17 protein-coding genes and 1 pseudogene are annotated in these 24512 nt (G+C 64.3%); 8 read left to right on the top strand and 10 right to left on the bottom strand.

Annotated elements, in window-relative coordinates:
- Window positions 1-105 precede the first annotated feature (105 nt).
- Entirely contained in the window at window positions 106-2103 is a 1998-nt protein-coding gene (locus tag C513_RS0103625) for a monovalent cation:proton antiporter family protein (protein WP_018714671.1), read from the top strand.
- A gap of 119 nt (window positions 2104-2222) precedes the next feature.
- Here the strand turns inward: C513_RS0103625 and C513_RS12625 are convergent.
- Both C513_RS12625 and C513_RS0103615 read right to left on the bottom strand, forming a co-directional pair.
- A pseudogene (locus C513_RS12625) lies at window positions 2223-3419 on the bottom strand (ATP-binding cassette domain-containing protein); the annotation flags it as partial.
- Window positions 3407-3718: a monooxygenase gene (locus C513_RS0103615; protein ID WP_026320508.1), complete on the bottom strand. Its 312-nt coding sequence runs from the start codon at window positions 3716-3718 to the stop codon at window positions 3407-3409. The pseudogene C513_RS12625 and the gene C513_RS0103615, both read right to left, overlap by 13 nt.
- A gap of 108 nt (window positions 3719-3826) precedes the next feature.
- Here C513_RS0103615 and C513_RS0103610 point away from each other — a divergent pair, with 108 nt between their 5' ends.
- Both C513_RS0103610 and C513_RS13605 read left to right on the top strand, forming a co-directional pair.
- A complete protein-coding gene (locus C513_RS0103610; RefSeq protein WP_018714668.1) occupies window positions 3827-4387 on the top strand; it encodes an adenine phosphoribosyltransferase in 561 nt (186 codons plus the stop codon).
- Window positions 4388-4501: 114 nt separating this feature from the next.
- The gene (locus C513_RS13605; RefSeq protein ID WP_018714667.1) at window positions 4502-5377 is read left to right on the top strand and encodes a chromosomal replication initiator protein DnaA; all 876 of its coding nucleotides are present in this window, start codon (window positions 4502-4504) and stop codon (window positions 5375-5377) included.
- A gap of 99 nt (window positions 5378-5476) precedes the next feature.
- On the opposite strand, the gene ahpF is transcribed toward C513_RS13605, so the two are convergent.
- From ahpF to argC, 8 genes are all read right to left on the bottom strand, one after another.
- Window positions 5477-7042, bottom strand: a complete 1566-nt coding sequence (gene ahpF / locus C513_RS0103600; protein ID WP_018714666.1) for an alkyl hydroperoxide reductase subunit F — start codon at window positions 7040-7042, stop codon at window positions 5477-5479.
- 194 nt (window positions 7043-7236) lie between these two features.
- On the bottom strand, window positions 7237-7800 hold the full coding sequence (gene ahpC / locus C513_RS0103595) for an alkyl hydroperoxide reductase subunit C (RefSeq protein ID WP_018714665.1): 564 nt from the start codon (window positions 7798-7800) through the stop codon (window positions 7237-7239).
- 277 nt (window positions 7801-8077) lie between these two features.
- Window positions 8078-8917: a phosphodiesterase gene (locus C513_RS0103590; protein ID WP_026320507.1), complete on the bottom strand. Its 840-nt coding sequence runs from the start codon at window positions 8915-8917 to the stop codon at window positions 8078-8080.
- Between the two features lie 77 nt (window positions 8918-8994).
- Window positions 8995-11820 carry a cation-translocating P-type ATPase gene (locus C513_RS0103585; protein WP_018714663.1) on the bottom strand — a complete coding sequence of 942 codons (2826 nt, stop codon included), beginning with the start codon at window positions 11818-11820 and terminating at the stop codon, window positions 8995-8997.
- 73 nt (window positions 11821-11893) lie between these two features.
- Window positions 11894-13189 carry a glutamate--cysteine ligase gene (gshA, locus tag C513_RS0103580; RefSeq protein ID WP_018714662.1) on the bottom strand — a complete coding sequence of 432 codons (1296 nt, stop codon included), beginning with the start codon at window positions 13187-13189 and terminating at the stop codon, window positions 11894-11896.
- Window positions 13190-13276: 87 nt separating this feature from the next.
- Window positions 13277-14743 carry a TrkH family potassium uptake protein gene (locus tag C513_RS0103575; RefSeq protein ID WP_026320506.1) on the bottom strand — a complete coding sequence of 489 codons (1467 nt, stop codon included), beginning with the start codon at window positions 14741-14743 and terminating at the stop codon, window positions 13277-13279.
- Window positions 14744-14758: 15 nt separating this feature from the next.
- Complete coding sequence (trkA, locus tag C513_RS0103570) at window positions 14759-16219, bottom strand: Trk system potassium transporter TrkA (protein ID WP_018714660.1); 1461 nt, start codon at window positions 16217-16219, stop codon at window positions 14759-14761.
- An 84-nt stretch (window positions 16220-16303) separates the two neighbouring features.
- Window positions 16304-17221 (bottom strand): N-acetyl-gamma-glutamyl-phosphate reductase, encoded by a 918-nt coding sequence (gene argC / locus C513_RS0103565; protein ID WP_018714659.1) that lies wholly within the window; start codon window positions 17219-17221, stop codon window positions 16304-16306.
- Window positions 17222-17386: 165 nt separating this feature from the next.
- Here argC and sucC point away from each other — a divergent pair, with 165 nt between their 5' ends.
- The 5 genes from sucC (at window position 17387) to C513_RS12610 (ending at window position 24498) form a co-directional block, all read left to right on the top strand.
- Complete coding sequence (gene sucC, locus C513_RS0103560; protein WP_018714658.1) at window positions 17387-18553, top strand: ADP-forming succinate--CoA ligase subunit beta; 1167 nt, start codon at window positions 17387-17389, stop codon at window positions 18551-18553.
- A gap of 32 nt (window positions 18554-18585) precedes the next feature.
- The gene (sucD, locus tag C513_RS0103555) at window positions 18586-19479 is read left to right on the top strand and encodes a succinate--CoA ligase subunit alpha (RefSeq protein ID WP_018714657.1); all 894 of its coding nucleotides are present in this window, start codon (window positions 18586-18588) and stop codon (window positions 19477-19479) included.
- 136 nt (window positions 19480-19615) lie between these two features.
- Window positions 19616-21997, top strand: a complete 2382-nt coding sequence (locus C513_RS12615) for a CHASE2 domain-containing protein (RefSeq protein WP_018714656.1) — start codon at window positions 19616-19618, stop codon at window positions 21995-21997.
- An 83-nt stretch (window positions 21998-22080) separates the two neighbouring features.
- Window positions 22081-22665, top strand: a complete 585-nt coding sequence (locus C513_RS0103545; protein WP_018714655.1) for a pilin — start codon at window positions 22081-22083, stop codon at window positions 22663-22665.
- 60 nt (window positions 22666-22725) lie between these two features.
- Window positions 22726-24498 carry a PglL family O-oligosaccharyltransferase gene (locus C513_RS12610; RefSeq protein WP_018714654.1) on the top strand — a complete coding sequence of 591 codons (1773 nt, stop codon included), beginning with the start codon at window positions 22726-22728 and terminating at the stop codon, window positions 24496-24498.
- Window positions 24499-24512: the final 14 nt, after the last annotated feature.

Genomic DNA, 24512 nt, shown 5'->3' with positions numbered 1-24512 from the left:
ACAGCAGGGGAGGTGGCAGACATTTGCAGTAACATGCAGAACCCTTTCTCTTGCTGCAAACGGGCCAGTACCGCATATTACCCGAGCACTCCGCCCACCCCGATCATGACCTCGCTCGAGCTCACCCTCATCTACCTGCTGGCTGCCGTGCTCGGGGTGGTGATTTTTCGCGCGTTCCGCCTGCCGCCCATGCTGGGCTACCTGGTGGTGGGGGTGGTGATCGGGCCGAACATGCTGGCCATGGTCGAGAACAGCAGCCGCATCCAGCACCTGGCTGAGTTTGGCGTGGTGTTCCTGATGTTCGTCATCGGGCTGGAGTTCAGCCTGCCCAAGCTGCGCACCATGCGGCGCCATGTGTTCGGGCTGGGCGCGCTGCAGGTGGGGCTGACCATGGTGCTCAGTACCCTGGTGCTGCTGGGTTTGCGCTGGTTCTGGCCTGATTTGTGGCATTTGTCCTGGCAGGGCACGCTGGCCCTGTCCGGCGTGCTGGCCATGAGCAGCACGGCGATCGTGGTGAAGCTGATGGCCGAGCGGCTGGAGCTGGATACCGAGCACGGCAAGCGCGTCATGGGGGTGCTGCTGTTCCAGGATCTGGCCGTGGTGCCGCTGCTGATTCTGGTGCCGGCGCTCGGGGCCAACGATGACGACATGGTGGTGGAGCTGCTGCTGGCCCTGCTCAAGGCGGCGGTGGCGGTGACCGTGCTGCTGACCGTGGGCCGCCACGTGATGAAACGCTGGCTGTACACGGTCGCCAGCTACCGCAGCAACGAGCTGTTCATGCTCAACGTGCTGCTGGTCACGCTGGGTCTGGCCTGGCTGACCCAGCTGGCCGGCCTGAGTCTGGCGCTGGGGGCTTTCATCGCCGGCATGCTGATTGCAGAAACGCCTTACAAGTACCAGGTGGAGGCGGATATCCGGCCCTTCCACGACCTGCTGCTGGGCCTGTTCTTCATCACCATCGGCATGATGCTGGACTGGCACGAGGTGGTGCGCCACTGGGGCTGGGTGCTGGGCCTGCTGACGGTGCCGCTGCTGTTCAAGCTGGCGCTGATCTGGCTGTGTGCCCGCATTCTGGGTGCTTCGGACGGGGTGGCGCTGCGCACCGGTCTGTATCTGGCGCAGGCCGGCGAGTTCGGCTTTGTGCTGCTCAACCTGTCGCTGCACAACAAGCTGGTGCCGGCCCCCTTGTTCAACGCGGTACTCGCCAGCATGGTGCTGTCGATGATTGCCGCACCCTTCATCATCCTGCACAGCCGGGCCATCGTGCTGCGGCTGGCGCGCAACGAGTGGCTGAACGAATCGCTGCAGATGACGCAGATTGCACGCGTCAGCATGGACCGCAAGGGCCATGTGATCATCTGCGGCTATGGTCGCGTCGGGCAGAGCCTGGCACGCATGCTGGATACCGAATCGATTCCCCATATCGCGCTGGATCTGGACCCGGAGCATGTGCGCCAGGCCAGTGCGGCCGGCGCACCGGTGGTCTACGGCGATGCCTCCCGCATGCCGGCGTTGATGGCTGCCGGCCTGGGACGTGCCCGTGCCGTGGTGATCACCTTTCTGGACTTGCCGATGGCGCTGCGGGTGCTGGACCAGTTGCGCAGCCATGCGCCCAAGTTGCCGGTGATCGTGCGCACCGAAGATGATCGCCATCTGGAAACCCTGCAGGCACACGGGGCCAGCGAGGTGGTACCCGAGGCGCTGGAAGGCAGCATGATACTGGCCAGCCACGCCCTGGCGCTGATGGGGGTGCCGCTGCGCCGGGTGCTGCGCATGGTGCAGTCCCAGCGCGGGCAGCGCTACCGCATGCTGCGCGGCTACTTCCGTGGTGGCGAGGAGCTGTTGCAGGGCGAGGAGGGCGACAGCAGCTACGAGAAGCTCAGCGTGGTGCAGCTGTCCGATACCGCGGCCTGCATCGGCCTGACCGTGAACGAGCTGATGCCCATGCTGGACAAGCACCAGGTGCTGCTGCTGAGTCTGCGGCGGGCCAACGGCGTCTCGTTGGCCCCGCGCCCGGAGATGCTGATCCAGCCCGAGGATACGCTGGTGCTCAGCGGTCGTCAGGTGGAGCTGGCCGAAGTGGAGGAGCTGCTGACGCGCTAGCGTGCTGGCGAGCCAGAGATGGGGCAAGGCGACGCACCTCCTCTGCGATGAGGCCGTGGGCCCAGTGCTCCGCACCCTGGGCCCGTGGAGGCAGAAGACTGGAACAACGCAATACCACATTACCAGGCATCCAGAATCCAGCCTTGTGCTGTGGCCTGCAAGCGATCTGTCAGCCCCAGCTTGTCCATGAATACATCGTCATGCGATACCACGATCATGGCCCCCCGATAGCTGCCCAACATGGCTTCCAGCGCCTGCACGGAAGGCAAGTCCAGATGGTTGCCGGGTTCGTCCAGTAACAGGAGTTGCGGTGTTTCGTCGGCATAGAGTGCGCAGGCCAGCGCGGCCTTCAGGCGCTCGCCACCGCTCAGCAATCCGCTGGGGACCATGATCTTCTGCGTGTCCAGATCGAGTTGTGCCAATCGCATGCGCAAATCACTGTCGGTCGCCTGGCGATTGGCCGCCTGCATGTGTTCCAGCACGGTGTGCTCCGGGTTCAGATGGGCGAGCCCCTGATCCAGCCAGACCGTGGCCGCCACGACCTTGCAAGTACCGGCGAGTGGGGCGAGCTGCCCCGCGATCACCTTGAGCAGCGTGGATTTGCCACAGCCGTTGGGGCCGACGATGCCAACACGCTGTTGCCCGTTCAAGACCAAATCGATGTGGCGCGTGGCATCCGGCACGAAGGGCAGCTCCACTGCGTCCAGCTCCACCACCCTCCGCTGAGCGACGCGCTCGACAGGCAAGGCGTGCAAGCTGATGAGCGCATCATGGTGTACTTGCTGCGCGGCTTCCCGGACTTGCTGGTCCAGCAGCTGCCGGGTGGCCAGCTGCTGCTGGCGCAACTTGCCTGCCGATGCTTCACTGCGCTCCTTCTGGCGGTCCAGCAGAATTTTGGCCTGGTTGGCCTCTTTTCCGTGTCGGTCGCCGCGGGCCTGCCTGCGGGACTGGCGTTCGCGTTGCGCACGCATGGCCTGGTCCTGGCGTTGCCTTTCCAGCTTGCGCTGTTCCAGTTGCTGCAGTGCATGTTGTCGTTCCAGCGCCCTGGCTTCGGCATAGAACGCGTAGTTGCCGCCGTAGCTGTGCAGGCCCAGGGACGACAGTTCCACGATGCGTTCCATGCCTTGGAGCAGTTGCCAGTCGTGGCTGACTACCAGCAGTCCACGCGGCCAGTGCAGCAATTGATCGATCAGCGCTTGTCGGCGGGGGCGATCCAGATGGTTGCTGGGTTCGTCCAGAATCAGGAAATCGGCATCCGAGAGCCAGGCGCCGATCAGGGACGCCCGCATGGCCTCGCCGCCGCTCAGCCTGCTGGCAGCGGCGCGCGGTCAATCGCGGACAGCTCGGCATTGACATCGAACAGCTGGCCCTGGACGCCGCGCACGCCAAAGGATTCGAGGCGGCGGGTGTGCATCTCCAGGTAGCTCCGTGCATGGGCGTGGTCGGTGAACAGGTAGATGCCACCGGTACGCCCGGTTTCGGCGTTTTCGGTCCAGATTTTCCAGAGCAGGCCCGGTTCCTGCGCGATGGAAGCGGCCAGTTCGCGCATCGATGCGCTCATGGCATCGCCCCAGGGGCCTTCAAACGGGAAATCGACTTGCAACAACACGGCCATGGCACATTCTCCGACAATCGAAAACAGCCAGCTTACCATGCAGCCTGCAGACATGTGCCACGGCTACACTGTGGGGCAGAACATCCAGATTTTCCGGAAGCTTTCACCATGACCTCTACCCAGTACAACGTCAGGGACTATCTCCGCAGCCATATCCGCACCGTGCCCAACTGGCCGGCACCGGGGGTGCAGTTCCGCGACATCACGCCCTTGCTGCAGGATCCGCGCGTATTCCGCATCCTGATCGACGCCTTTGTGCACCGCTACATGGACCCGGCACTGCGTCCGGATGTGGTGGCGGGGCTGGATGCGCGGGGTTTCATCATCGGTTCGGTGGTGGCCTACGAGCTCAATGTCGGCTTCATCCCGATCCGCAAGCAGGGCAAGCTGCCCTACGAGACGCTGGAAGAAACCTACGAGCTGGAATACGGCAGCGCCACGGTCGAACTGCACACCGATGCCGTGCAGCCCGGCCAGAAAGTGCTGCTGGTGGATGACCTGATTGCCACGGGCGGCACCATGCTGGCCGGCAAGAACCTGCTCAAGCGCCTGGGGGCCGAGATCATCGAGGGGGCCGCCATCGTGGATCTGCCGGAGCTGGGAGGCAGCCGCCGCTTGCGTGAGGCAGGCCTGGAGCTGTTTACCCTGGTCGATTTCAACGGGCATTGAGCGTCGGACATGTTTTGTTACGCCTGCAGCTGAACGCCAGCGCCGGTTCGGCAGTCCAAACCGGAAGGCCTGCCGCACCGGAGCGTGCAGGCCAGTGGCTTCAGGAGAACTGCCATGTCGATGCCCCCCGTTGATATCCCTGCCCGCGACAGCCTGTCGCGCTGGCGTCAGCGCCTGATGCTGGCCCTGCTCACCGCTGGTGGCCTGTCGCTGGCGGGGTGTACTGTCTACACCGCCAGCCCGCGCGTGCTGACCAGCGCTGACGGCCAGATTCTGGAGGTGACCGAAGACCAGCAGGGCTATGTCACGCAGGCCCCGCCGGCCCCGCTGCAGGAAACCATCACCGTGCGGCCTTCGGTCAACGTGATATGGCAGCCGGGCATCTGGCTGTGGGGTGGCAGCAGCTATTACTGGCGCCCGGGAGCCTGGGTGCGTCCGCCGCTGGGCTACTACGGCTGGTCACCCGGTTACTGGCGTCATACGCCGCGTGGCTATCTGTGGCAGAACGGCTACTGGCACCAGCGGCGTGCGGCCTACCCGCAGCGACACCGGCTGGAGCGTGATCCGCGCTGGCAGCGGCCCGATCGGCCCGGCATTCGCCCCGATCGCCCGGCTGTGCGCCCGGAGCGGCCGGACGGCCAGGTGCGCCCCGGCCCGCGTCCCGGTCGTGACGGGGTCACACGCCCCGCCGAGGGGATGAACCGGCCTGGAGTCCGCCCCGATCGCCGGCCCGGCATGCGTCCCGAGGGCATGGCACCCGGCAGCCGGCCCGGCATGCGTCCTGATGGGGTGCGCCCGGATCGCTCCGGTGCCGGACGGCCTGCAGGCATGCGCCCCGAACGTGGTCCCGGTGCCCGTGCACCAGGGGCTGGCCGTGGGGACTGGTCGCGTGCCCATCGTCCTGAGGGTGGGCAGCGCATGATGCGTCCATCAGGCGGCATCGGCGGGGAACGCATGGGGCCGCGCGGCATGGGGCGCTCTCCGCACTGAGGCGAATCGGCCTGTCACTCCTGCTGTGGCCTGGCCAAAACAAACAAAAGGCCTGCCGGATGATACCGGCAGGCCTTTTGCCTGGAGAGCAGACCGCGCTTACGCTGGCGTGCTGTTGCGGATCAGGTAGTCAAATGCCGACAGCGAGGCCTTGGCACCTTCTCCCATGGAGATGATGATCTGCTTGTACGGCACCGTGGTGCAGTCGCCGGCAGCAAACACGCCCGGCACATTGGTGGCACCACGGGCATCGACCACGATCTCGCCAAACTTGCTCAGCTCCACCGTGCCCTTGACGAAGTCGGTGTTGGGCAGCAGGCCGATCTGCACGAAGATACCGGCCGGATCCAGCTGGTGCTCCTCGTTGGAGGCGCGATCCTTGTAGCGCAGGCCGGCCACCTTGGTGCCGTCACCGATGACTTCGGTGGTCTGCGCGTTGGTCAGGATGTCCACGTTCTTCAGGCTGCGCAGCTTGTCCTGCAGCACGGCATCGGCCTTCATCTCGGGCATGAACTCGAACAGGGTCACGTGCTCGACAATGCCGGCCAGGTCAATCGCGGCTTCCACGCCGGAGTTGCCACCGCCCACCACGGCCACCTTCTTGCCCTTGAACAGCGGGCCATCGCAGTGCGGGCAGAAAGCCACGCCCTTGGTCTTGTACTCGGATTCACCGGGGATGTTCATTTCGCGCCAGCGGGCACCGGTGGCCAGGATCACGGCGCGCGATTTCAGCACGGCACCGTTTTCCAGCGTCACCTCGATCAGGCCACCTGCCTGTTCGGCCGGCTTGATGGCGGCAGCGCGCTGCAGGGCCATCACATCCACATCGTACTGGCGCACATGGGCTTCCAGCGCGGCGCTCAGTTTCGGGCCTTCGGTTTCCTGCACCGAGATGAAGTTCTCGATCGACAGCGTGTCCATCATCTGGCCGCCAAAGCGTTCGGCCAGAATGCCGGTGCGAATGCCCTTGCGAGCCGCGTAGATGGCAGCGGCGGCACCAGCCGGGCCGGAACCCACCACCAGCACGTCAAACGGGGCCTTCTGGTTCAGCTTGGCGGCATCGCGGGCGGCGGCACCGGTATCCAGCTTGGCCAGCAGTTCTTCCACCGTCATGCGGCCGTTGGCAAACATCTCGCCATTCAGGTGCACCGTGGGCACGCCCATGATCTGGCGCTCTTCCACTTCCTTCTGGTAGAGCGCACCGTCGATGATGGTGACCTTGATGTTCGGGTTCTGGATTGCCATCAGCGTCAGGGCCTGGACCGTATCCGGGCAGCTGTGGCACGACAGGCTCATGTAGACCTCGAAGTTGTATTCGCCGGGCAGATCGCGGATCGCCTGCAGGGTTTCTTCGCTTTCCTTCGGCGGATGGCCCCCGGTCCACAGCAGGGCCAGTACCAGCGAGGTGAACTCGTGGCCCAGCGGAATCGCGGCAAAGCGCAGCTGGGTGTCCGTGCCCTGGCGCTGCAGCGAGAAGGAGGGCTTGCGTGCGTCGTTGCCGTCGGTGCGCAGCGTGATCTTGTCGCTCATGCCGGCAATCTGCTCCAGCAGGCTGCGCAGTTCGGTGGAGGACTTGCCCTCGTCCAGCGATGCCACCAGCTCGAATGGCTGCGTGACACGCTCCAGATAGGCTTTCAGTTGGGCGGCGAGTTGCTGGTCAAGCATGGGAATCTCCTTTCCTGTTCACTCAAAAATGCTGTTTTCAATCATGGCTGCTTGTGGCAAACATCATTCAAAGCAGCACGTTCACGTTTCTTTCGGGTAAAAAAAGGCCAGACGGCGCAGCGGCGAATGCTGCGTCGCCGTCTGGCGCGGCGTTGTCAGGATGGCCGGCCGGCCATCCGTTCAAGGCGTGGGACTCAGATCTTGCCGACCAGGTCCAGGGAGGGCTTCAGCGTCTCGGCGCCTTCCTGCCACTTGGCAGGGCAGACTTCGCCCGGGTGCTCGGCCACGTACTTGGCAGCCTTGACCTTGCGCAGCAGTTCGGTCGCGTCACGGCCGATACCGCCAGCGTGGACTTCGACGATCTGGATCTTGCCTTCGGGATCGATCACGAAGGTGCCACGATCGGCCAGGCCGGCTTCCTCGATCATCACGCCGAAGTTGCGGGTGATGCGGCCGGTCGGGTCACCGATCATGGTGTACTTGATCTTGCCGATGGCGTCGGAGGTGTCGTGCCAGGCCTTGTGGCTGAAGTGGGTGTCGGTGGACACGCTGTACACTTCGCAGCCCAGCTTCTGGAACTCTTCGTATTGGTCGGCCAGGTCTTCCAGCTCGGTCGGGCACACGAAGGTGAAGTCAGCGGGGTAGAACATCACGACAGACCACTTGCCTTTCAGGTCGGCGTCGGACACTTTGATGAACTCGCCATTCTTGAATGCGTCGGCGGTGAAAGGCAGCACTTCGGTGTTGATCAGTGACATGGATATCTCCTGGTGAGTTGGGGTGAAAAAACGGTCGGGATGGAATGGCCCTGCAAGTGTTGTAGCAGGTGCCCTTGAAGGCCCTGTGACAGCAGCGACTGACCATCAACCGAACACAACTTAATGATAGCCGATTGCTATCGATTTGTGTTTTGTATAAATCTAATCAATGCATAGTCTGGGGCTATCGGCACACCAGCCCGGTACGGATTGCGTCAGGCCGAGCATGCCATGCCATTGTTGCAGACCGGCAAAAAGCTTCAAGCCGGCAGGTGTTTCAAACCGTTGCCTGCGCCAGCAGTTGCGTGCTGTCGGTGCCGAAGGGAAAGGGGCCGGCAAACGGGGTGCTGGTCCCCAGGTGGCTGACCATCAGGCCCTGGTCGTCCAGCAGGTGCAGGCCGAAGCCGGGGGGCTCCATGGTCCATTGCGCCGGCGCATCGTCCGGCAGATCCAGCGCCAGCTGATGCGCGGTGGAGGGCAGGGTACAGGCCAGCGTGCCGCCAAACAGGCACTGGATCGGGCGGTGCATGTGGCCGCACAGCAGGCGCTGCACCTGCGGATGGCGGCGCAGCAACGCGTCCAGTTCGGACACGCCTTCCAGCAGGCCGATCTTGTCCATGTGGTCGATGCCGGTGGTGAATGGCGGATGGTGCATGGCGATCACGACCGGACGGTCGCGGCAGTCCTCCAGCGCGTCGGACAGCCAGGACAGGCGGCGGGGACACAGGGCGCCGTGGCTGGCCTCGGGGACCAGGGTGTCCAGCACGATCAGGCGCAGCCCGCCAATGTCGGCGGTGTACTGCACGAAGCCATCGGCATTCAGCGGCGCTGCCTCCGGAAAGGCCTGGTGCAGCTGCTGGCGGTCATCATGGTTGCCGGGCAGCAGGTACAGCGGCATGTCCAGCGGGGCCAGCAGTGTGCGCAACTGGGCATAGGCTGCGGCGCTGCCATTGTCCACCAGGTCACCGGTCAGCACGGCGGCATCGGGGCGGCGCTCCAGGGCGGCTACGGCACGCAGGGTTTGCTGCAGCAGGCCGGCAGTATCGATCTGGCCATAGGCCAGTTCACCTGCGGGCAGGATATGCAAATCGGTCAATTGGAGCAGTAATGCGGACATGCCTGATGGATCGGAAAATTTCTGGAAATAACAAAAAGCATCTTATCCCCGGAAGTGCGGGAGTAGTGTGAATTATGTTACATACTCGCACTGAATTTCCCGATTTCTCCGTGCCAAAACACCAGACTGCCCATGCCGATGCAAATCAGCCATTGCTCCAGCGTCATTGGAGTCGTGCCAAAGCTCACATTCAGCCAGGCCAACTCTACCACGGCCACCTGCAGTACCAGCGACAGTGCCAGCGCCGCCCAGAGCCAGCCATTGCGCCACAGGCCATGGAAGGCGCTGACATGTTCGGAGCGCACGTTCAGGCAGTTGAACAGCTGCGCCATCACCAGCACGGTAAAGCCGGCCGTACGCGCCAGGGTCAGGTCGTGCGTTGCGCTACCGAACAGGTTGGGCAGCAGGCCGCCAGGCAGGAACAGGTCCATGGTCAGCAGCACGGACAGGGCCATGACCAGACCGGTGACGGCAACCTGCCGCCACATGCGACCATCCACCACCCGTTCGCTGGCGGGGCGTGGCGGGCGCTGCATCACGTCGTCATCGAGGGCGTCCATGCCCAGTGCCAGTGCCGGGGCGGAATCGGTGATCAGGTTGATCCACAGGATCTGTGTTGCCAGCAGCGGCAGCACCAGCGCGCCGCTGGCGGCTTCGGGGCCGGCGTTCAGGCCGATCACGCCAGCACCTACCACCCCCAGGAAGACCGTCAGCACCTCGCCCATGTTGGAGGAGAGCAGGTAGCGCAGGAATTCGCGGATATTGCCGAATATGCCGCGCCCGATGCGCACCGCCTTGACGATGGTGGCAAAGTTGTCGTCGGCCAGGATCATGCGCGCTGCCTCCTTGGTGACTTCAGTGCCGGTCATGCCCATGGCGATGCCGATATCGGCGCTCTTGAGCGCCGGCGCATCGTTCACGCCGTCACCGGTCATGGCGACGATATGGCCAGCGTCCTGCAGCGCATCGACAATGCGCAGCTTGTGGGCCGGCGCCACGCGCGCATACACGGAGACTTCGCGGATGGCCGCGGCAAAGGCGGCTTCGCCTTCGGTCAGCAGCGCATCCAGCTCGGGGCCGGTGAGCACGCGGGCAGTGTCCGGCACGATGCCCAGATCGGCCGCAATGCGCAGCGCCGTGCGCGGGTGGTCGCCTGTGATCATGATGACGCGGATGCCGGCCTGGTGTGCTTCGCGGATCGCCTGGCGCGCTTCCGGCCGTGGCGGATCGATGATGCCGACCACGCCGGCGAACGTCAGCCCGTGTTCCAGCGACAGATCGGCTTGCTGCGCCTGCTCCGGCGTCAGCTCACGCCAGGCCACCGCCAGCGTGCGCAGGGCGGCGTCGGACAGGGCATCGGTTTCGGCCTGGAAGCGCTGCTGCCAGCGGCAGTCGAGATCGACTTGTGCGTTGCCGTGCTGCACGCGCACGCAGCGCTGCAGCAGCACGTCGGGGGCGCCCTTGGTGAGCAGCAGCAGGCGGCCCGTGGCCGGTTCGCGCAGCACCACCGACATCAGCTTGCGATCGGAATCGAAGGGCAACTCGGCCAGACGCTCGAAACGCTGCAGATCGATGCCGGCGGCACCGAGCTTGCCGGCGGCGACCAGAAAGGCGCCTTCGGTCGGATCGCCCAGAATGTGCCACTGGCCTGCGGCATCCTGTTCCAGCGTCGCATTGCTGGCCAGGCTGCCGCCGCACAGCACCCATTGTTGCTCGTGGCACAGGGCTGCCTGGCTTGCCAGAGCCTGGCCCTGATGCGTGATCTCGCCCTCGGGGGCATAGCCGATACCGCTGACCGTGCAGATGCCGGAGGCGCTGACGATGCGCTCGATTGTCATCTCGGATCGGGTCAGCGTACCGGTCTTGTCGCTGCAGATCACCGAGGCCGATCCGAGTGTCTCCACCGAGGACAGTTTCTTCACGATGGCCTTGTCGGCAGACAGGCGCTGCACGCCCACGGCCAGTACCACCGACAGCACCGCCGGCAATCCTTCCGGCACCGCCGCCACCGCCAGCGAAACGCCGAACAGCAGCACTGTCATCAGCCCCTGCAGCGTATGCACATTTCCCAGCAGCAACAGCGTGACAATCACCAGCAGCGCCACCGCGATGACGATGATGCCAAGCATGCGGCCGAGCCGGGCTACCTCTTTCTGCAGCGGGGTTTCCTCTTCGTGTGTGCTGCTCAGCATGTCGGCGATTTGGCCCATTTCGGTCTGCATGCCGGTGGCCGTGACCAGGGCCAGGCCGCTGCCGCCTGCCACTGCCGTGCCCTTGAATACCATGTTGATGCGATCCCCCAGCGCCACCGGCGCTGTCAGTGTGACGGCCTGCTTCAGCACCGCTTCACTTTCGCCGGTGAGCGAGGCTTCCTGCACCCGCAGCGCGTGCGCCTGCAGCAGGCGCGCATCGGCACCAATGGCATCGCCCTCGGCCAGCAGCAGGATGTCGCCCGGCACCAGGGCGCTGCTGGCAATGCGCTGCGGGCGGCCATCACGCTGTACCGTGGCCATGACTTCGGTCATGCGGGCCAGCGCTGCGGCCGCGTTTTCGGCCTTGTTTTCCTGCAGAAAGCCCAGTAGCGCATTCAGCAGCACGACGGTGGCGATCACGAGGGCGTCCACCGGCCAGCCGGAAAAGTCCTCCAGCGCCCAGACCACGATGGTGATGCCTATGGCGGCCAGCAGCAGATAGATCAGCGGATCCTGGAACTGGCGCAGAAAGCGTCGCCAGCCGGGGAGCGGCGGTGCGCTGTTCAGCAGGTTGGGGCCATGCTCCTGCAGCCGCCTGGCGGCCAGACGGCTGTCCAGCCCGCGTGCGGGATCGCACTGCCACAGCGCCAGCAGCTGTGTTTCATCCGACAGGCTGGGATCTGCGTGGTGGTGTGACTGGCTGGCGGACATGACTACTCCCGGGACAGACGGTTGCTGTCCTCATTGTGCATTGCAGCAGGAAGACGCGCCAGTCCGGCAGCGTTCAGACCAGGTCTTCGGCCAGCGGATCCGTGGCTTCCAGCTCGTAGCTGGCCGCCAGCATGCCCAGACGCGCAATCACGCCGTACATGTAGAAGCGGTTCGGGGCGCTGGCACCGGGTTGACGACCGGGCTCGGGCAGGTGGGCGCTGTTGTGGAAGGCCAGCGGCACGAAATGCGCGCCCGGCGCGTTCAGGTTCTCGTCTTCGCCCAGATCGGCATGGACGCGGTAGAAGCCGCCCACCACATAGCGGTCCATGGTGTAGACCACCGGTTCGGCCACCGCATCATTGATGCGTTCGTTGGTCAGGACCCCTTCCTGCACGATCACGCTGCGCACCTGCTGGCCATTCTTGCCGGCGCGCATGCGTTCCAGTACGCGCACGGGCAGATCGTCCAGCTCCTTGCTGTCCCGGATCGTCATGATGCCCATGCCTTCGGTGCCGTTGTCGGACTTGATCACCACGAAGGGGCGCTCGTTGATGCCGTATTCCTTGTACTTGCGGCGTACCTTGCCCAGCACCGAGTCGGTGGTGGCACGCAGGGCGTCCATGTTGCCCTGACCGCTGAAATCGACATCGTCACAGGTGGCGTGCAGCGGGTTGATCAGCCAGGGGTCGATACCGAGCAGCTTGCTGAAGCGCTTGACCACTTCCTCGTAACAGGCAAAGTGGCGGCTCTTGCGCCGGATGCTCCAGCCGGCATGCAGCGGCGGCAGCAGGTACTGCTCGTGCAGGTCTTCCAGGATGCCGGGGGTGCCCCGGCTCAGATCGTTGTTGAGCAGGATGGTGCAGGGATCGAAATCCTTCAGGCCGAGGCGGCGATCCGTGCGGACGGCGGGCTCGATCACCAGCTGGTCGCCCATCGGCAGCTTCAGCGTCAGCGGCTCGGTCAGGTCGGCATCGATGGAGCCGATGCGCACATGCAGGCCGGCCATGCGGAACACGCGCGCCAGCTGCGCCAGATTGGTCAGGTAGAAGCTGTTGTGCAGGCGATTGTCCGGCACCAGCAGCAGATTGCGTGCTTCCGGGCAGATTTTCTCGATCGCGGCCATGGCCGACTGCACCGCCAGCGGCAGCATGTCTTCGCTCAGGTGATTCCAGCTGCCGGGAAACAGGTTGGTATCGACCGGTGCCAGCTTGAAGCCGGCATTGCGGATATCGACCGAGGTGTAGAACGGAGGCGTGTGCTCCATCCATTCCAGCCGGAACCAGCGTTCTGTGGCAGGCATCGAGTCGATGATGCGCTGCTCGAGCTCGTTGATGGGACCGCTCAGGGCGGTGACAAGATGGGGAACCATGCAGGACCTGTAGGAGGAAAGGCGGGCGGATTGCTGCAACCGCTGCAGCAGCATGCCCGGTCAACAGGCATCATAAAGGATACACCCTCAACGCCGCCAGTACGAAGGCATCAGCAGCACGAAGAAGCTCAGCAGCTCCAGGCGGCCCAGAATCATGCCGATGCTGCACAGCCAGACTTGGAAATCGTTCAGCGCCGCATAGTTGGAGGTGGGGCCGACCTGGCCCAGGCCCAGCCCGGTACAGTTGACACTGGCCAGGGTGGCGGCAAAGGCCGACACCAGATCCAGGCCGCTGGCCAGCATCAGCAGCGTCATGATCAGTACCGTGCTGACATACAGCACCATGTAGGCCACCACGGCCCGGATGATGGTGTCGGGAATGCGGGTCTGGCCGATGCGCGGCGTCTGGACGGCACGCGGGTGCACGATGCGGTTGAGTTCGTGACGTGCGGTCTGGAACAGCACCATGCAGCGCAGCGTCTTGATGCCGCCGCCGGTGGAACCGGCACTGGTGGCAAAGCTGGACAGCAACAGCATGAAGACCGAGGTAAACGGAACCCAGGCCTCGTAGTTCCAGGTCGAATAACCGGTGGTGGTGCCGATCGAGATGGTGTGGAACATGCCCAGTCGCAGTGCCTTGCCCAGGCTGTAGTCCTGCGTGCTCCAGATCACCAGGGACACCAGCAGGCCGCCGCCCACCAGGCAGATCAGCGTCATGCGCAACTCCGGGTTGCGCCACAGGATGCGGGCATCGTTGCGGCGCAGCGCGCTGAAGTAGAGCGCAAAGTTGCAGGCCGCCAGCAACATGATCACCATCGCCACCGCTTCCACCGCTACCGAGTTGTAGTGGGCAAAGCTGGCATCGTGGCTGGAGGTGCCTCCCAGGCTGACGGTGGTGAACGTGTGCATGATGGCGTCGATCGGCGGCATGCCGGCCATCCAGTAGCCGATGTAGCACAGCAGCGACAGGATGGCGTAGATCATCCACAGGCCGGCGGCGGTATCGGCGATGCGTGGCGTCAGCTTGGTTTCCTTCATCGGGCCGGCCATTTCGGCACGGAACAGTTGGCTGCCGCCCATGCCCAGCAGTGGCAGCACCGCCACCACCAGCACCAGAATCCCCATGCCGCCCTGCCATTGCAGGAAGCAGCGCCAGAAATTGAGCGACACCGGCAGCTTGTCCAGCCCGGTCAGTACCGTGCCGCCGGTGGTGGTCAGGCCCGATGTGGCTTCGTAGTAGGCGTGCGTCAGGCTGATCGGCCGGCCGATCTCGTGCATGCCGATCAGCAGCGGAATCGTGGCAACCAGCGGCAGGAGGCTCCAGGTCAGTACCACCAGCAGCACGCCGTCACGCGGCTGCAGTTCGTTGCTGGCGTTGCGTGCACCAAACCAGAGCAGGGCGCCGATACTGGCGGTCAATGCGGCACTTTCCAGATAGACCCACTCCATGCCGTCGTGCATGACCAGCGCCACCAGCACCGGCAGCAGCATGCTGGCGCTCATGTACAGGATCAGCATGCCGAGCAGGCGCAGGATCGGAAGCAGGTGACGCACGGTGGGCATGGTGGCTCAGAGCAGGGTCGGGCGGGCGCGGAACAGTTTTTCCACGGCGCGGATGGTGCGGCGATGCGGCACGAAGATGATCAGGTGGTCGCCCGGCTGGATTTCGGTGTCGTCGCGGGCGGCCAGCACCACCGGCGTGGCCGGCGACTGGCTGTCGCCGTCATCGGGCAGATCCTCGGGATGCAGGCCTTCCGGATCCGGCAGGCCACGCACGATCAGGCCGATATGGGTATCCGGCGGCATGCGCAGGCTGCCCACGGTGCGCCCGACCACATGCGAGCTGCGCGAATTGCCATGCACGGCAATCTCGATCGCCTCGGCATTGCCGCGCCGCACACTGTGTACCTGGTGCACATCGCCCTGGCGGATATGCGCCAGCAGTTCGCCCATCATGGCCTGGGCCGGAGACAAGGCGATATCGATCTGGGTGCCGTGCACCAGGTCGGCATAGCTGCGCCGGTTGACCAGCGACAGCACGCGTGTCACGCCGAGCTGCTTGGCCAGCAGGCCGGACATGATGTTGTTCTCGTCGTCGTTGGTCAGCGCGCAGAAGAAATCCACCTCGCTGACGTTCTCGTCCATCAGCAGGTCCTCGTCGGTGGCATCGCCCTGCAGCACCAGCACCGAGCTGTCCAGGGTGGTGGACAGATGCTCGCAGCGCGACAGGCTGGCATCGACGATCTTGAGCTGGATGTGATCCTGCAGCGTGCGAGCCAGCTGCAGGCCGATATTGCCGCCACCGGCAATCATCATGCTGCGCACCGGCGGCAGCGCCTGGTGGAACAGGCGCAGCACCGGGCGGATATCCTCCATGGCAACCAGGATGAAGACCTCGTCGCCGGCCAGGATGCGGGTGTCTGCGCTGGTCGGCACAAAGCGGTCCGGCTCATTGGCAAAACGCCGGTAGACGGCTGCCACGTGGGCGCGCGCCTCGGGCAGCAGCACCTCCAGCTCGCTTGGCGGGTTGCCGTGCATCGGGGCCTTGTAGTCCACGCGGACCGAGATCAGCGCGGCCAGTCCCTGGGCAAATTCGCGCACCTGCAGCGCTTCCGGATACTCCACCAGCTTCCGGACGTATTGCGTGATCGAGGCCTCCGGGCAAATCACCTGGTTGACGGCGAAACCGTCCTCGTCCAGCAGGTTGCGGAAGGCGTGCCAGCCGGCGGCGCGCAGGCGGGCAATGCGGTAGGGCGTGTTGAAGCTCTGGTGGGCCACCTTGCAGGCGGTCAGGTTCAGCGCATCCACCGTGGTACAGGCCAGCAGCACATCGGCATCGGCTGCCCCGGCTTCGGCCAGAATCGCCGGTTCCACGCCGTTGCCGACAATGCCGCGCAGGTCAAAGCGCTCCTGCAGGCGTGACAGCATGTCGGCGTTGTGGTCGATGATGGTGATCTCGTTCTGTTCGGATACCAGCTGTTCGGCCACACTTTCACCGACGCGCCCGGCGCCGAGAATGATGATTTTCATGTTGAATGCCCCAAGTGACGATGCAGCCTGTGGCGGCTCCGGCAACGGCCTGCCGTGCGCACGGCAGCCGCCTGCCAGCCGGCATCACAGACCCAGCATCAGTTCCAGGTTCTGCACGGCAGCACCGCTGGCGCCCTTGCCCAGGTTGTCCAGGCGGGCAATGGCGACGGCCTGCCGGTGGCCGTCATTGCCGTAAACCCGGATTTCGAGCTGATTGGTGTCCTTCAGCGCCACGGCATCCAGCTTGTTGTCTTCGGTGCGATCCGGTGCCGTCACGTACTGGCAACCGGCGTAGTAGGCGCGGTAGATCGCGTGCAGGTGCTCCACCGTCTGTTCACCCTGCAGCAGATCCAGATGCAGGGGCAGCTGGACCAGCATGCCCTGATCGAAGTTGCCCACGCTGGGCACGAATATCGGCTTGCGTTCCAGACCGCTGTAGGCCATGATTTCCGGCAGGTGCTTGTGCGACAGGCCGAGCGCGTACAACTCGTAGGCCGGGGCCTTGCCGCCTTCGTATTCCTCGATCATCTGGCGACCGCCGCCACTGTAGCCGCTGACCGAAGGCAGGGCCACCGGATAGTCGGCCGGCAGGACGCCAGCCTGCACCAGCGGGCGCAGCAGGGCGATTGCGCCCGTGGCGTAGCAGCCCGGATTGGCCACCCGCTCGGCCTTGCGCACGGCATCGGCGTGTTCGGGCGACAGTTCCGGGAAGCCGTAGACCCAGCCCGTGGCAACGCGGTGCGCCGTGGAGGCATCGATGATGCGCGGCTTGCGGCCGGGCAGGGCATCGATCAGCGCCACCGACTCGCGAGCGGCGTCGTCATGCAGGCACAGGATGACCACATCCACGCCGGCCATCAATTCCTGCTTGGCGAGCGGATCCTTGCGCAGGGCCGGATCAATGCTGACGACCTGGATGCCGGCCATGCCAGCCAGACGGTCGCGGATCTGCAGGCCGGTGGTGCCGGCTTCGCCATCAATGAAAACGGTATGCGCACTCATGCTTGCTGCTCCTGGGTTACGGGAAAATTGTTGCATGCCCAGATCGTAGCAATTTTTACAAGGGTACACCGTGATACATTTATGGGTGGAATAATTTTTTCCGGGTCCGATCTGTAGCCTGCCGGCCAGAAGCGGGCATCTTTTCCCTACCAAGAGAGACATCGCATGAAAATTCATGAATATCAAGGCAAGGAGATCTTGCGCCAGTTCGGAGTGCCGGTCCCGCGCGGCATTCCCGCTTTCACCGTGCAGGAGGCTGTCGAGGCCGCCCAGAAGCTGGGTGGCCCGGTATGGGTGGTGAAGGCCCAGATTCACGCTGGTGGCCGCGGCAAGGGCGGTGGCGTGAAGGTGGCCAAGTCCATCGAGGACGTGCAGAAGCACGCCGGCGACATCCTGGGCATGCAGCTCAAGACCCACCAGACCGGCCCCGAAGGCCAGAAGGTGCGTCGCCTGTACATCGAGGAAGGCGCCGACATCCAGAAGGAATACTACCTGTCCGTGGTAACCGACCGTGGCACCCAGAAGGTGGCCTTCATCGCTTCCAGCGAAGGCGGCATGGACATCGAGGAAGTGGCCCACAGCAACCCCGAGAAGATCATCAAGGTCTTCATCGATCCCGCCATCGGCCTGACCGCCGAGCAGGGCGAGGAGCTGGCCCAGGGCGTGGGCATGCCCGAAGACTCCAAGGCGCAGTTCATCGACGTCTGCCAGAAGCTGTACAAGTGCTACATGGACACCGACGCTTCCCTGGTCGAGATCAACCCGCTGAACCGTGACGGTCAGGGCAACATCATCGCCCTGGACGCCAAGTTCAACTTCGACAGCAACGCCCTGTTCCGTCACCCCGAAATCGTCGCCTACCGCGATCTGGACGAAGAAGACCCGGCCGAAGTCGAGGCTTCCAAGTTCGACCTGGCCTACATCAGCCTGGACGGCAACATCGGCTGTCTGGTGAACGGTGCCGGCCTGGCCATGTCCACCATGGACACCATCAAGCTGTACGGCGGCGAGCCGGCCAACTTCCTCGACGTGGGCGGCGGTGCCACCACCGAGAAGGTGACCGAAGCCTTCAAGATCATGCTGAAGAACAAGAACGTGAACGCGATTCTGGTCAACATCTTCGGCGGCATCATGAAGTGCGACACCATTGCCGAAGGCGTGGTGGCCGCTTCCAAGGCGGTCGGCTTGTCCGTGCCGCTGGTCGTGCGCATGAAGGGCACCAACGAAGACGCCGGCAAGAAGATCCTGGCCGAATCCGGCCTGCCGATCATCACTGCCAACACCATGGCCGAAGCCGCCGAGAAGGTCGTGGCCGAAGTCAACAAGGCCTGAGCCTTCCCGAAACCCATTCTGGAGCCCCATTCATGAGCATCCTGATCAATAAAGACACCAAGGTCATCACCCAGGGTATCACCGGCAAGACCGGTCAGTTCCATACCCGCATGTGCCGCGACTACGCCAACGGCAAGAACTGCTTCGTGGCCGGTGTGAACCCCAAGAAGGCCGGCGAAGATTTCGAAGGCATCCCGATCTACGCCAATGTGAGCGAAGCAGCCAAGCAGACCGGCGCGACCGTTTCCGTGATCTACGTGCCGCCGGCAGGCGCTGCGGCTGCCATCCTGGAAGCGGTGGACGCCGACCTGGATCTGGCCATCTGCATCACCGAAGGCATCCCGATCCGCGACATGCTGGAAGTCCGCAACAAGATGAAGGCCAAGGAAGCCGCAGGTGGCAAGCGCACCCTGCTGCTGGGCCCCAACTGCCCGGGCACCATCACGCCTGACGAAATCAAGATCGGCATCATGCCGGGTCACATCCACAAGAAGGGCCGCGTGGGCGTGGTGAGCCGTTCCGGCACGCTGACCTACGAAGCCGTGGCACAGCTGACCGAACTGGGCATTGGCCAGTCGAGCGCTGTCGGTATCGGTGGCGACCCGATCAACGGCCTGAAGCACATCGACGTGATGCGCATGTTCAACGAAGACCCCGACACCGATGCCGTGATCATGATCGGTGAAATCGGTGGCCCGGACGAGGCGGAAGCCGCCTACTGGTGCAAGGAAAACATGAAGAAGCCGATCGTCGGTTTCATCGCTGGCGTGACAGCGCCTCCCGGCAAGCGCATGGGCCACGCCGGTGCGCTGATCTCCGGTGGTGCCGACACGGCCGAAGCCAAGCTCGCCATCATGGAAGAGTGCGGTTTCACCATCACGCGCAACCCGTCCGAGATGGCCAAGCTGCTGAAGGGCCTGCTGTAATCCCCCTGCAGGGAGGCGATGGCTCCAGCCATTGCCGCAACCCTTGAACAAGCCACTCCGTCTCAGGCGGAGTGGCTTTTTTGCGGCCAACCTGGTGTTTCTTCGGATGTGATGCCATTTTCTTCGTGAGCTTGTCATGAAACTGAAGTCTTTTGCTGATGTGCTGCTGCGCTGGCGACGGACCAGTGCGGCCTGGCTGCTTGGCAAGAGTGGCATGCTGCGCGCGCTGATCAGTCTGCTGCCCATGCTGGTGCTGTTGCCGCATACCAGCGGTGTCCTGAGCTATGTGCCGGTCACGCGGCTGGAGCAGCATATCTACGACCGTGCGCTGCTGGGGCAGCAGGGGCCTCCCATGCTGGATCAGCGCATTGTCATCGTCGATGTCGATGAAAGCAGTCTGCAGCAGGACGGTCGCTGGCCATGGAGCCGCGAAAAGGTGGCGCTGCTGATGGACGAGCTGTTCGACCGCCAGCAGGTGGCCCTGCTCGGGGTCGATATCCTGTTCGCCGAGCCGCAGCAGGACGATCACAGTGTCCGGGCGGTGCGCCAGTGGCTGCGTGATATCGGCCAGGCCGATCGCTTCCAGACTGGCGAGATGATGCAGGGCCTGGAGCAGCGGCTCAACCGGGACGCCATTCTGGCGCGATCACTCCAGGGCGAGTCTGCCGTACTGGGCTATTACTACACCCAGGAACAACCGCCGCAGCGATCCGGCCAGCTGCCGCAGGGGCTGCACCTGTCCTGGCCTCCGGGGCAGCTGACACAGGGTTTTGCCGAGCTGCCGGAAATGACGGGCTATGCCAGCAACCTGTCCTTCCTGGTCGATGCGGCATCGCGTGGCGGTCATATCAACTCCTATACCGACAGTGATGGCATGTTGCGCAGCATTCCGCTGCTGGTGCGCTATGAAGAGGGCGATAGCACCAGCTACTATCCCTCGCTGTCACTGGCGATGTTCCTGGCGCTGCTGGGGCCCGAAGAAACGCGCTTGCGTCCGGTCGATCCGTCGCTGCCCGACTCCCAGCTTGCCGGGCTGGAAGTGCGGCAGGGCGAAGTCCGGCTGTTGCTGCCAACGGCGCGCAATGGCAGTTTCCTGATCCCGTTCCGCAGCCCTGGCGGACGCCATGGCGGGCATTTTCAGTACTACAGTGCGTCCGACCTGCTGGCGGGCCGGGTGGCGCCCAATACGCTCAAGGGCAAAATCGTGCTGCTGGGGGCTACCGCGCCCGGATTGCGTGACCTGCGAGCCACGCCGGTCAGCAGCCAGTTCCCCGGGGTGGAGGTCCATGCCACGGCGTTGGCGGCGATGCTGGACGGGGATTTCCTCCATGTGCCGGATTACCGGGAAGCCTATGACACCACGGCGGTGCTGCTGACCACGCTGGTCCTGATTCTGGTCCTCAGCAAGATGGGAGCGGTGGGCTCGCTGTTCTGGAGTGTGGGCGTTGCCGGTGCCTGGATGCTGCTGACCCAGCTGATGTTCTGGCGGCTCGGGCTGGTGCTGCCGGTGGTGCCGGTGCTGCTGACCGTGCTGGCTACCTACCTGTTGCATGCCAGCTACGGTTTTTTCCTGGAAAAGCGGACCAAGCGGCAGCTGGTGCGCCTGTTTGGCCACTATGTGCAGAGCGAGCTGGCCGAGCGCATGGCGCGGCAGCCGGATGCCTACAGCATGCAGGCCCAACTGCGGGACATGACCGTCATGTTCTGCGACCTGCAGCACTTCACCAATCTGTCCGAGGGCATGGATCCGCAGCGGGTGCAAAGCATGCTCAACACTATTTTCAACCGCATGGCCGAGATTATCGCCGAGCACAACGGCACCATCGACAAGTACATTGGCGATTGCGTGATGGTGTTCTGGGGCGCTCCGGTGCACGATCCCCGGCATGCCCGGCATGCGGTACAGACGGCACTGGATATCGGCCGAATGCTGCAGGCCTTCAATGCCGAACTGTCAGCGCGGGATGAATCGCCCATGGCCGTCAACATTGGCATCAACAGCGGCTCCATGAGCGTAGGCGACATGGGTTCCGACATGCGTCGCAGCTATACCGTGATCGGGGATGCCGTCAATCTGGCGGCGCGACTGGAATCGCTGGCCAAGTGGTATGGCGTGGGCACACTGGTGGGGCAGGATACAGTGGCGCAGTGCCCGGCCCATACCTGGCGCTGGGTCGACTGTGTGCGCGTCGTCGGGCGTGCGCAGCAGGTGGAGTTGTACACACCGGAAATTTCAGCTGTTCACGATGCCCGTGCGGAGGCCGAATGGGCGGTCTGGCAGGATTACACCATGGCCTATCTGCAGCGTGACTGGCAGCGCGCTGCGGCCTTGTTGCAGCGGTCTGATGAACAGTTGCCGCCCGGGCTGCAACGTCTGCACGCCATTCACCGCCAGCGCATGGAGCGTTTTCTGGAGCAGCCTCCCCCGGAAGACTGGGATGGTGCCATGTGGCAGCATGAGCAGATGCATGTGTCATTGGCTTATCCTTCAAAATATGAGTTGAAAAGTATTATATAGATAGTCAATAATGTATACTGCAGTATCTTCCAACTGCTGCAGTCCAGGCGGGCTGCCGGCACCCATCCTGCAAGAGGTCTGTCATGCGCCAAGGCATTTCCCGCGGTTTCACCCTGATCGAGCTGATGGTGGTGGTCGCCCTGATCGGCATCGCCGCCACTTTTGCCCTTACTTCCTACCAATCGCATCTGGTGCGCACGCGCATCGTCGAGGGTCTGCAGCTGGCAGAAGCGGCGCGCAACCAGATTGCCACCGAAGGCATCGCTTCGCAGGACGAGCTGGATCGCATCAGCAACGCCTGGAACCGCCAGGCCGGGGGCAGCGGAGCCAATTCCAAGTTCGTCGAACGCATCTGCATCAGCAACCCGGATTGCGAGCCGGTGCCGCCTGGTGATGGCAATGGCAATATCACCATCGTCTATCGCGGCGATGCCAGTGGTACTGGTGTCAACAACCAGCTGCAGCTGATTCCGCTGATACGCTCTGCAGCTGGCGCTGCCGCCGCCGTGGGTCTGCCGGCAGCACTGGCTGCCGGTCAGGGCGGCGCGCTCGACTGGGCCTGTGTAGGAGAAACCCACGCGGCGGCACTGAATATGGCCGATGCCGCCCTGGTGCCGGTTCTGGCGCAAGGCGTACGCCAGGACTTGCTGCCCGCGCAGTGCCGCTAGCGGTGCGCAGGCCGGTGGCGGCGGCATAATACCCGGGTTGTGCCCGACCCTGTTGTCACCATGCAAACCCCTTCCCCTGTTGTTGCCCAGCCGCTGTGCCACTTCCCGCGCGAGCAGCGGACCCTGGCGGCCTGGCTGTTCCTGCTTTGCGCCTGCATCCCGTGGCTGAATCCGGTCGCCGGCGGGGCCATGACGCCGGCCATACCGCTGATCACCGGCTGGGTCTGCATCGCCGTGCTGTTGCTGTTGTTCCCGGCGCTGCATGCGGGAGCCATGGCCGGCTATCTGGCGGCGTTTCTGGTCACCGGGGCGGTGCTGGGCATTCTGCTGGACGTGTCCTGGCAACTGCTGATGCTGGGCTGTCTGATGCTGGGCGCGGCCGCCCTGGTCGGCGCCCGGCTGGCGCAGCAGGATGTCCTGGAGCCGCAGCAGCAAGGGGGTGACGCGGTCGCCCTGATCGCCTGGAGCTGGCTGATGGCCGGCCTGCTGAGTGCTCTGATCGGCCTGTTGCAGTATTTTCAGCTTACCGCCTGGCTCGGTGGCCTGGTCAACCATGCGCCTGCCGGGCAGGTGTATGGCAACCTGCGTCAGCGCAACCAGTACGCCTCCCTCATGAATATCGCGCTGTGGGCGCTGTGGTACCTGTGGTACAGCGGCAGGCTGCAGCGTTTGTGGGGGCATGCCGGGCAACTTCGTCCGCGCACTGCGGGCCTGGTGGCGCTGCTGCTGATGCTGCCCTTGGCGGTCAGCATGGGCCTGACGCTATCGCGTACCGGCATGGTGCAGATGCTGCTGACCATGGTGCTGATGCTGTGGTGGACCTGGCGCCTGCCGGAGCAGGGCCGTATCGGTCGCCGCCGCAATGTGCTGCTGTGGCTGTTGGCACTGGCGCTGACCTATCTGGTGTCCAGCTATGTGCTGCCGCACTGGCTGGGCGGCGTGGACATCATGGTACGGGTGCAGGGAGCGGACAGCCGCATGTGCATCAGCCGTACCGTGCTGTGGGGCAATGTGCTGGATCTGATCGCGCAGCGACCCTGGAGCGGCTGGGGCTGGGGCCAGCTGGACATTGCCCATTATTACGCCAACTATGGCGATACGCGATTCTGCGACATGCTCGACAATGCGCACAACCTGCCGTTGCATCTGGCCATCGAGCTGGGTTTGCCGGTCGCCGTGCTGTTCTGTCTGCTGCTGGCCGGCTGGGTACTCTGGAGCCGCCCCTGGGCCGAGCGTTCTGCCCGACGCCAGCTGATGTGGGGTGTGCTGGCCGTGATCGGCATCCACAGCCTGCTGGAATATCCGTTGTGGTATGCACCGTTCCAGCTGGCCTGTGGTCTGGCGCTGGGGGTGCTGCTGGCCAGCCAGCGTCCGCTGCGCGCCAGGGCTGAGGGGGCAGGCCTGCAGGGCCGCTCCTGGCTGCTGGCGCAGCAACTGGTGGCGGTGGTCATGCTGTCTGGCCTGGCCTATGCCAGCTTTGATTTTGTGCGTGTGACGCAGCTCTATACGGCACCCGAGGCGCGCGCCTGGCTGTTCCGCGACAACACCCTGGCGCAGGCGCAGCGCACACCGCTCTACCAGAATGCGGTCAACTTCGCCATGCTTTCCACCGTGCCGCTGACTCCCGCGAATGCCGGGGCCGAGCTGGCGCACGCCCAGGCGCTGATGCACTACAGCCCGGAGGCGCGGGTGGTGCAGCGCATCATCGAGGCCCAGCTACTGCTGGGGCAAACGGCCGCCGCCGAACAGACGCGCCAGCATTTCCGGCAGGTCTATCCGCAGCAGCATGATGCCTGGCTGGCCCGGCGGGCTTCGGCAGCAGCCGGACAATAGGTGGGCAGCAGCAG

The organism is Allobrachymonas chironomi DSM 19884, from assembly GCF_000374625.1.
Classification (GTDB): Bacteria; Pseudomonadota; Gammaproteobacteria; order Burkholderiales; family Burkholderiaceae_C; genus Brachymonas; species Brachymonas chironomi.
The sequence above is the reverse complement of the archived record's forward strand: the minus strand, read 5'-3'. Positions and strand labels throughout refer to the sequence as shown.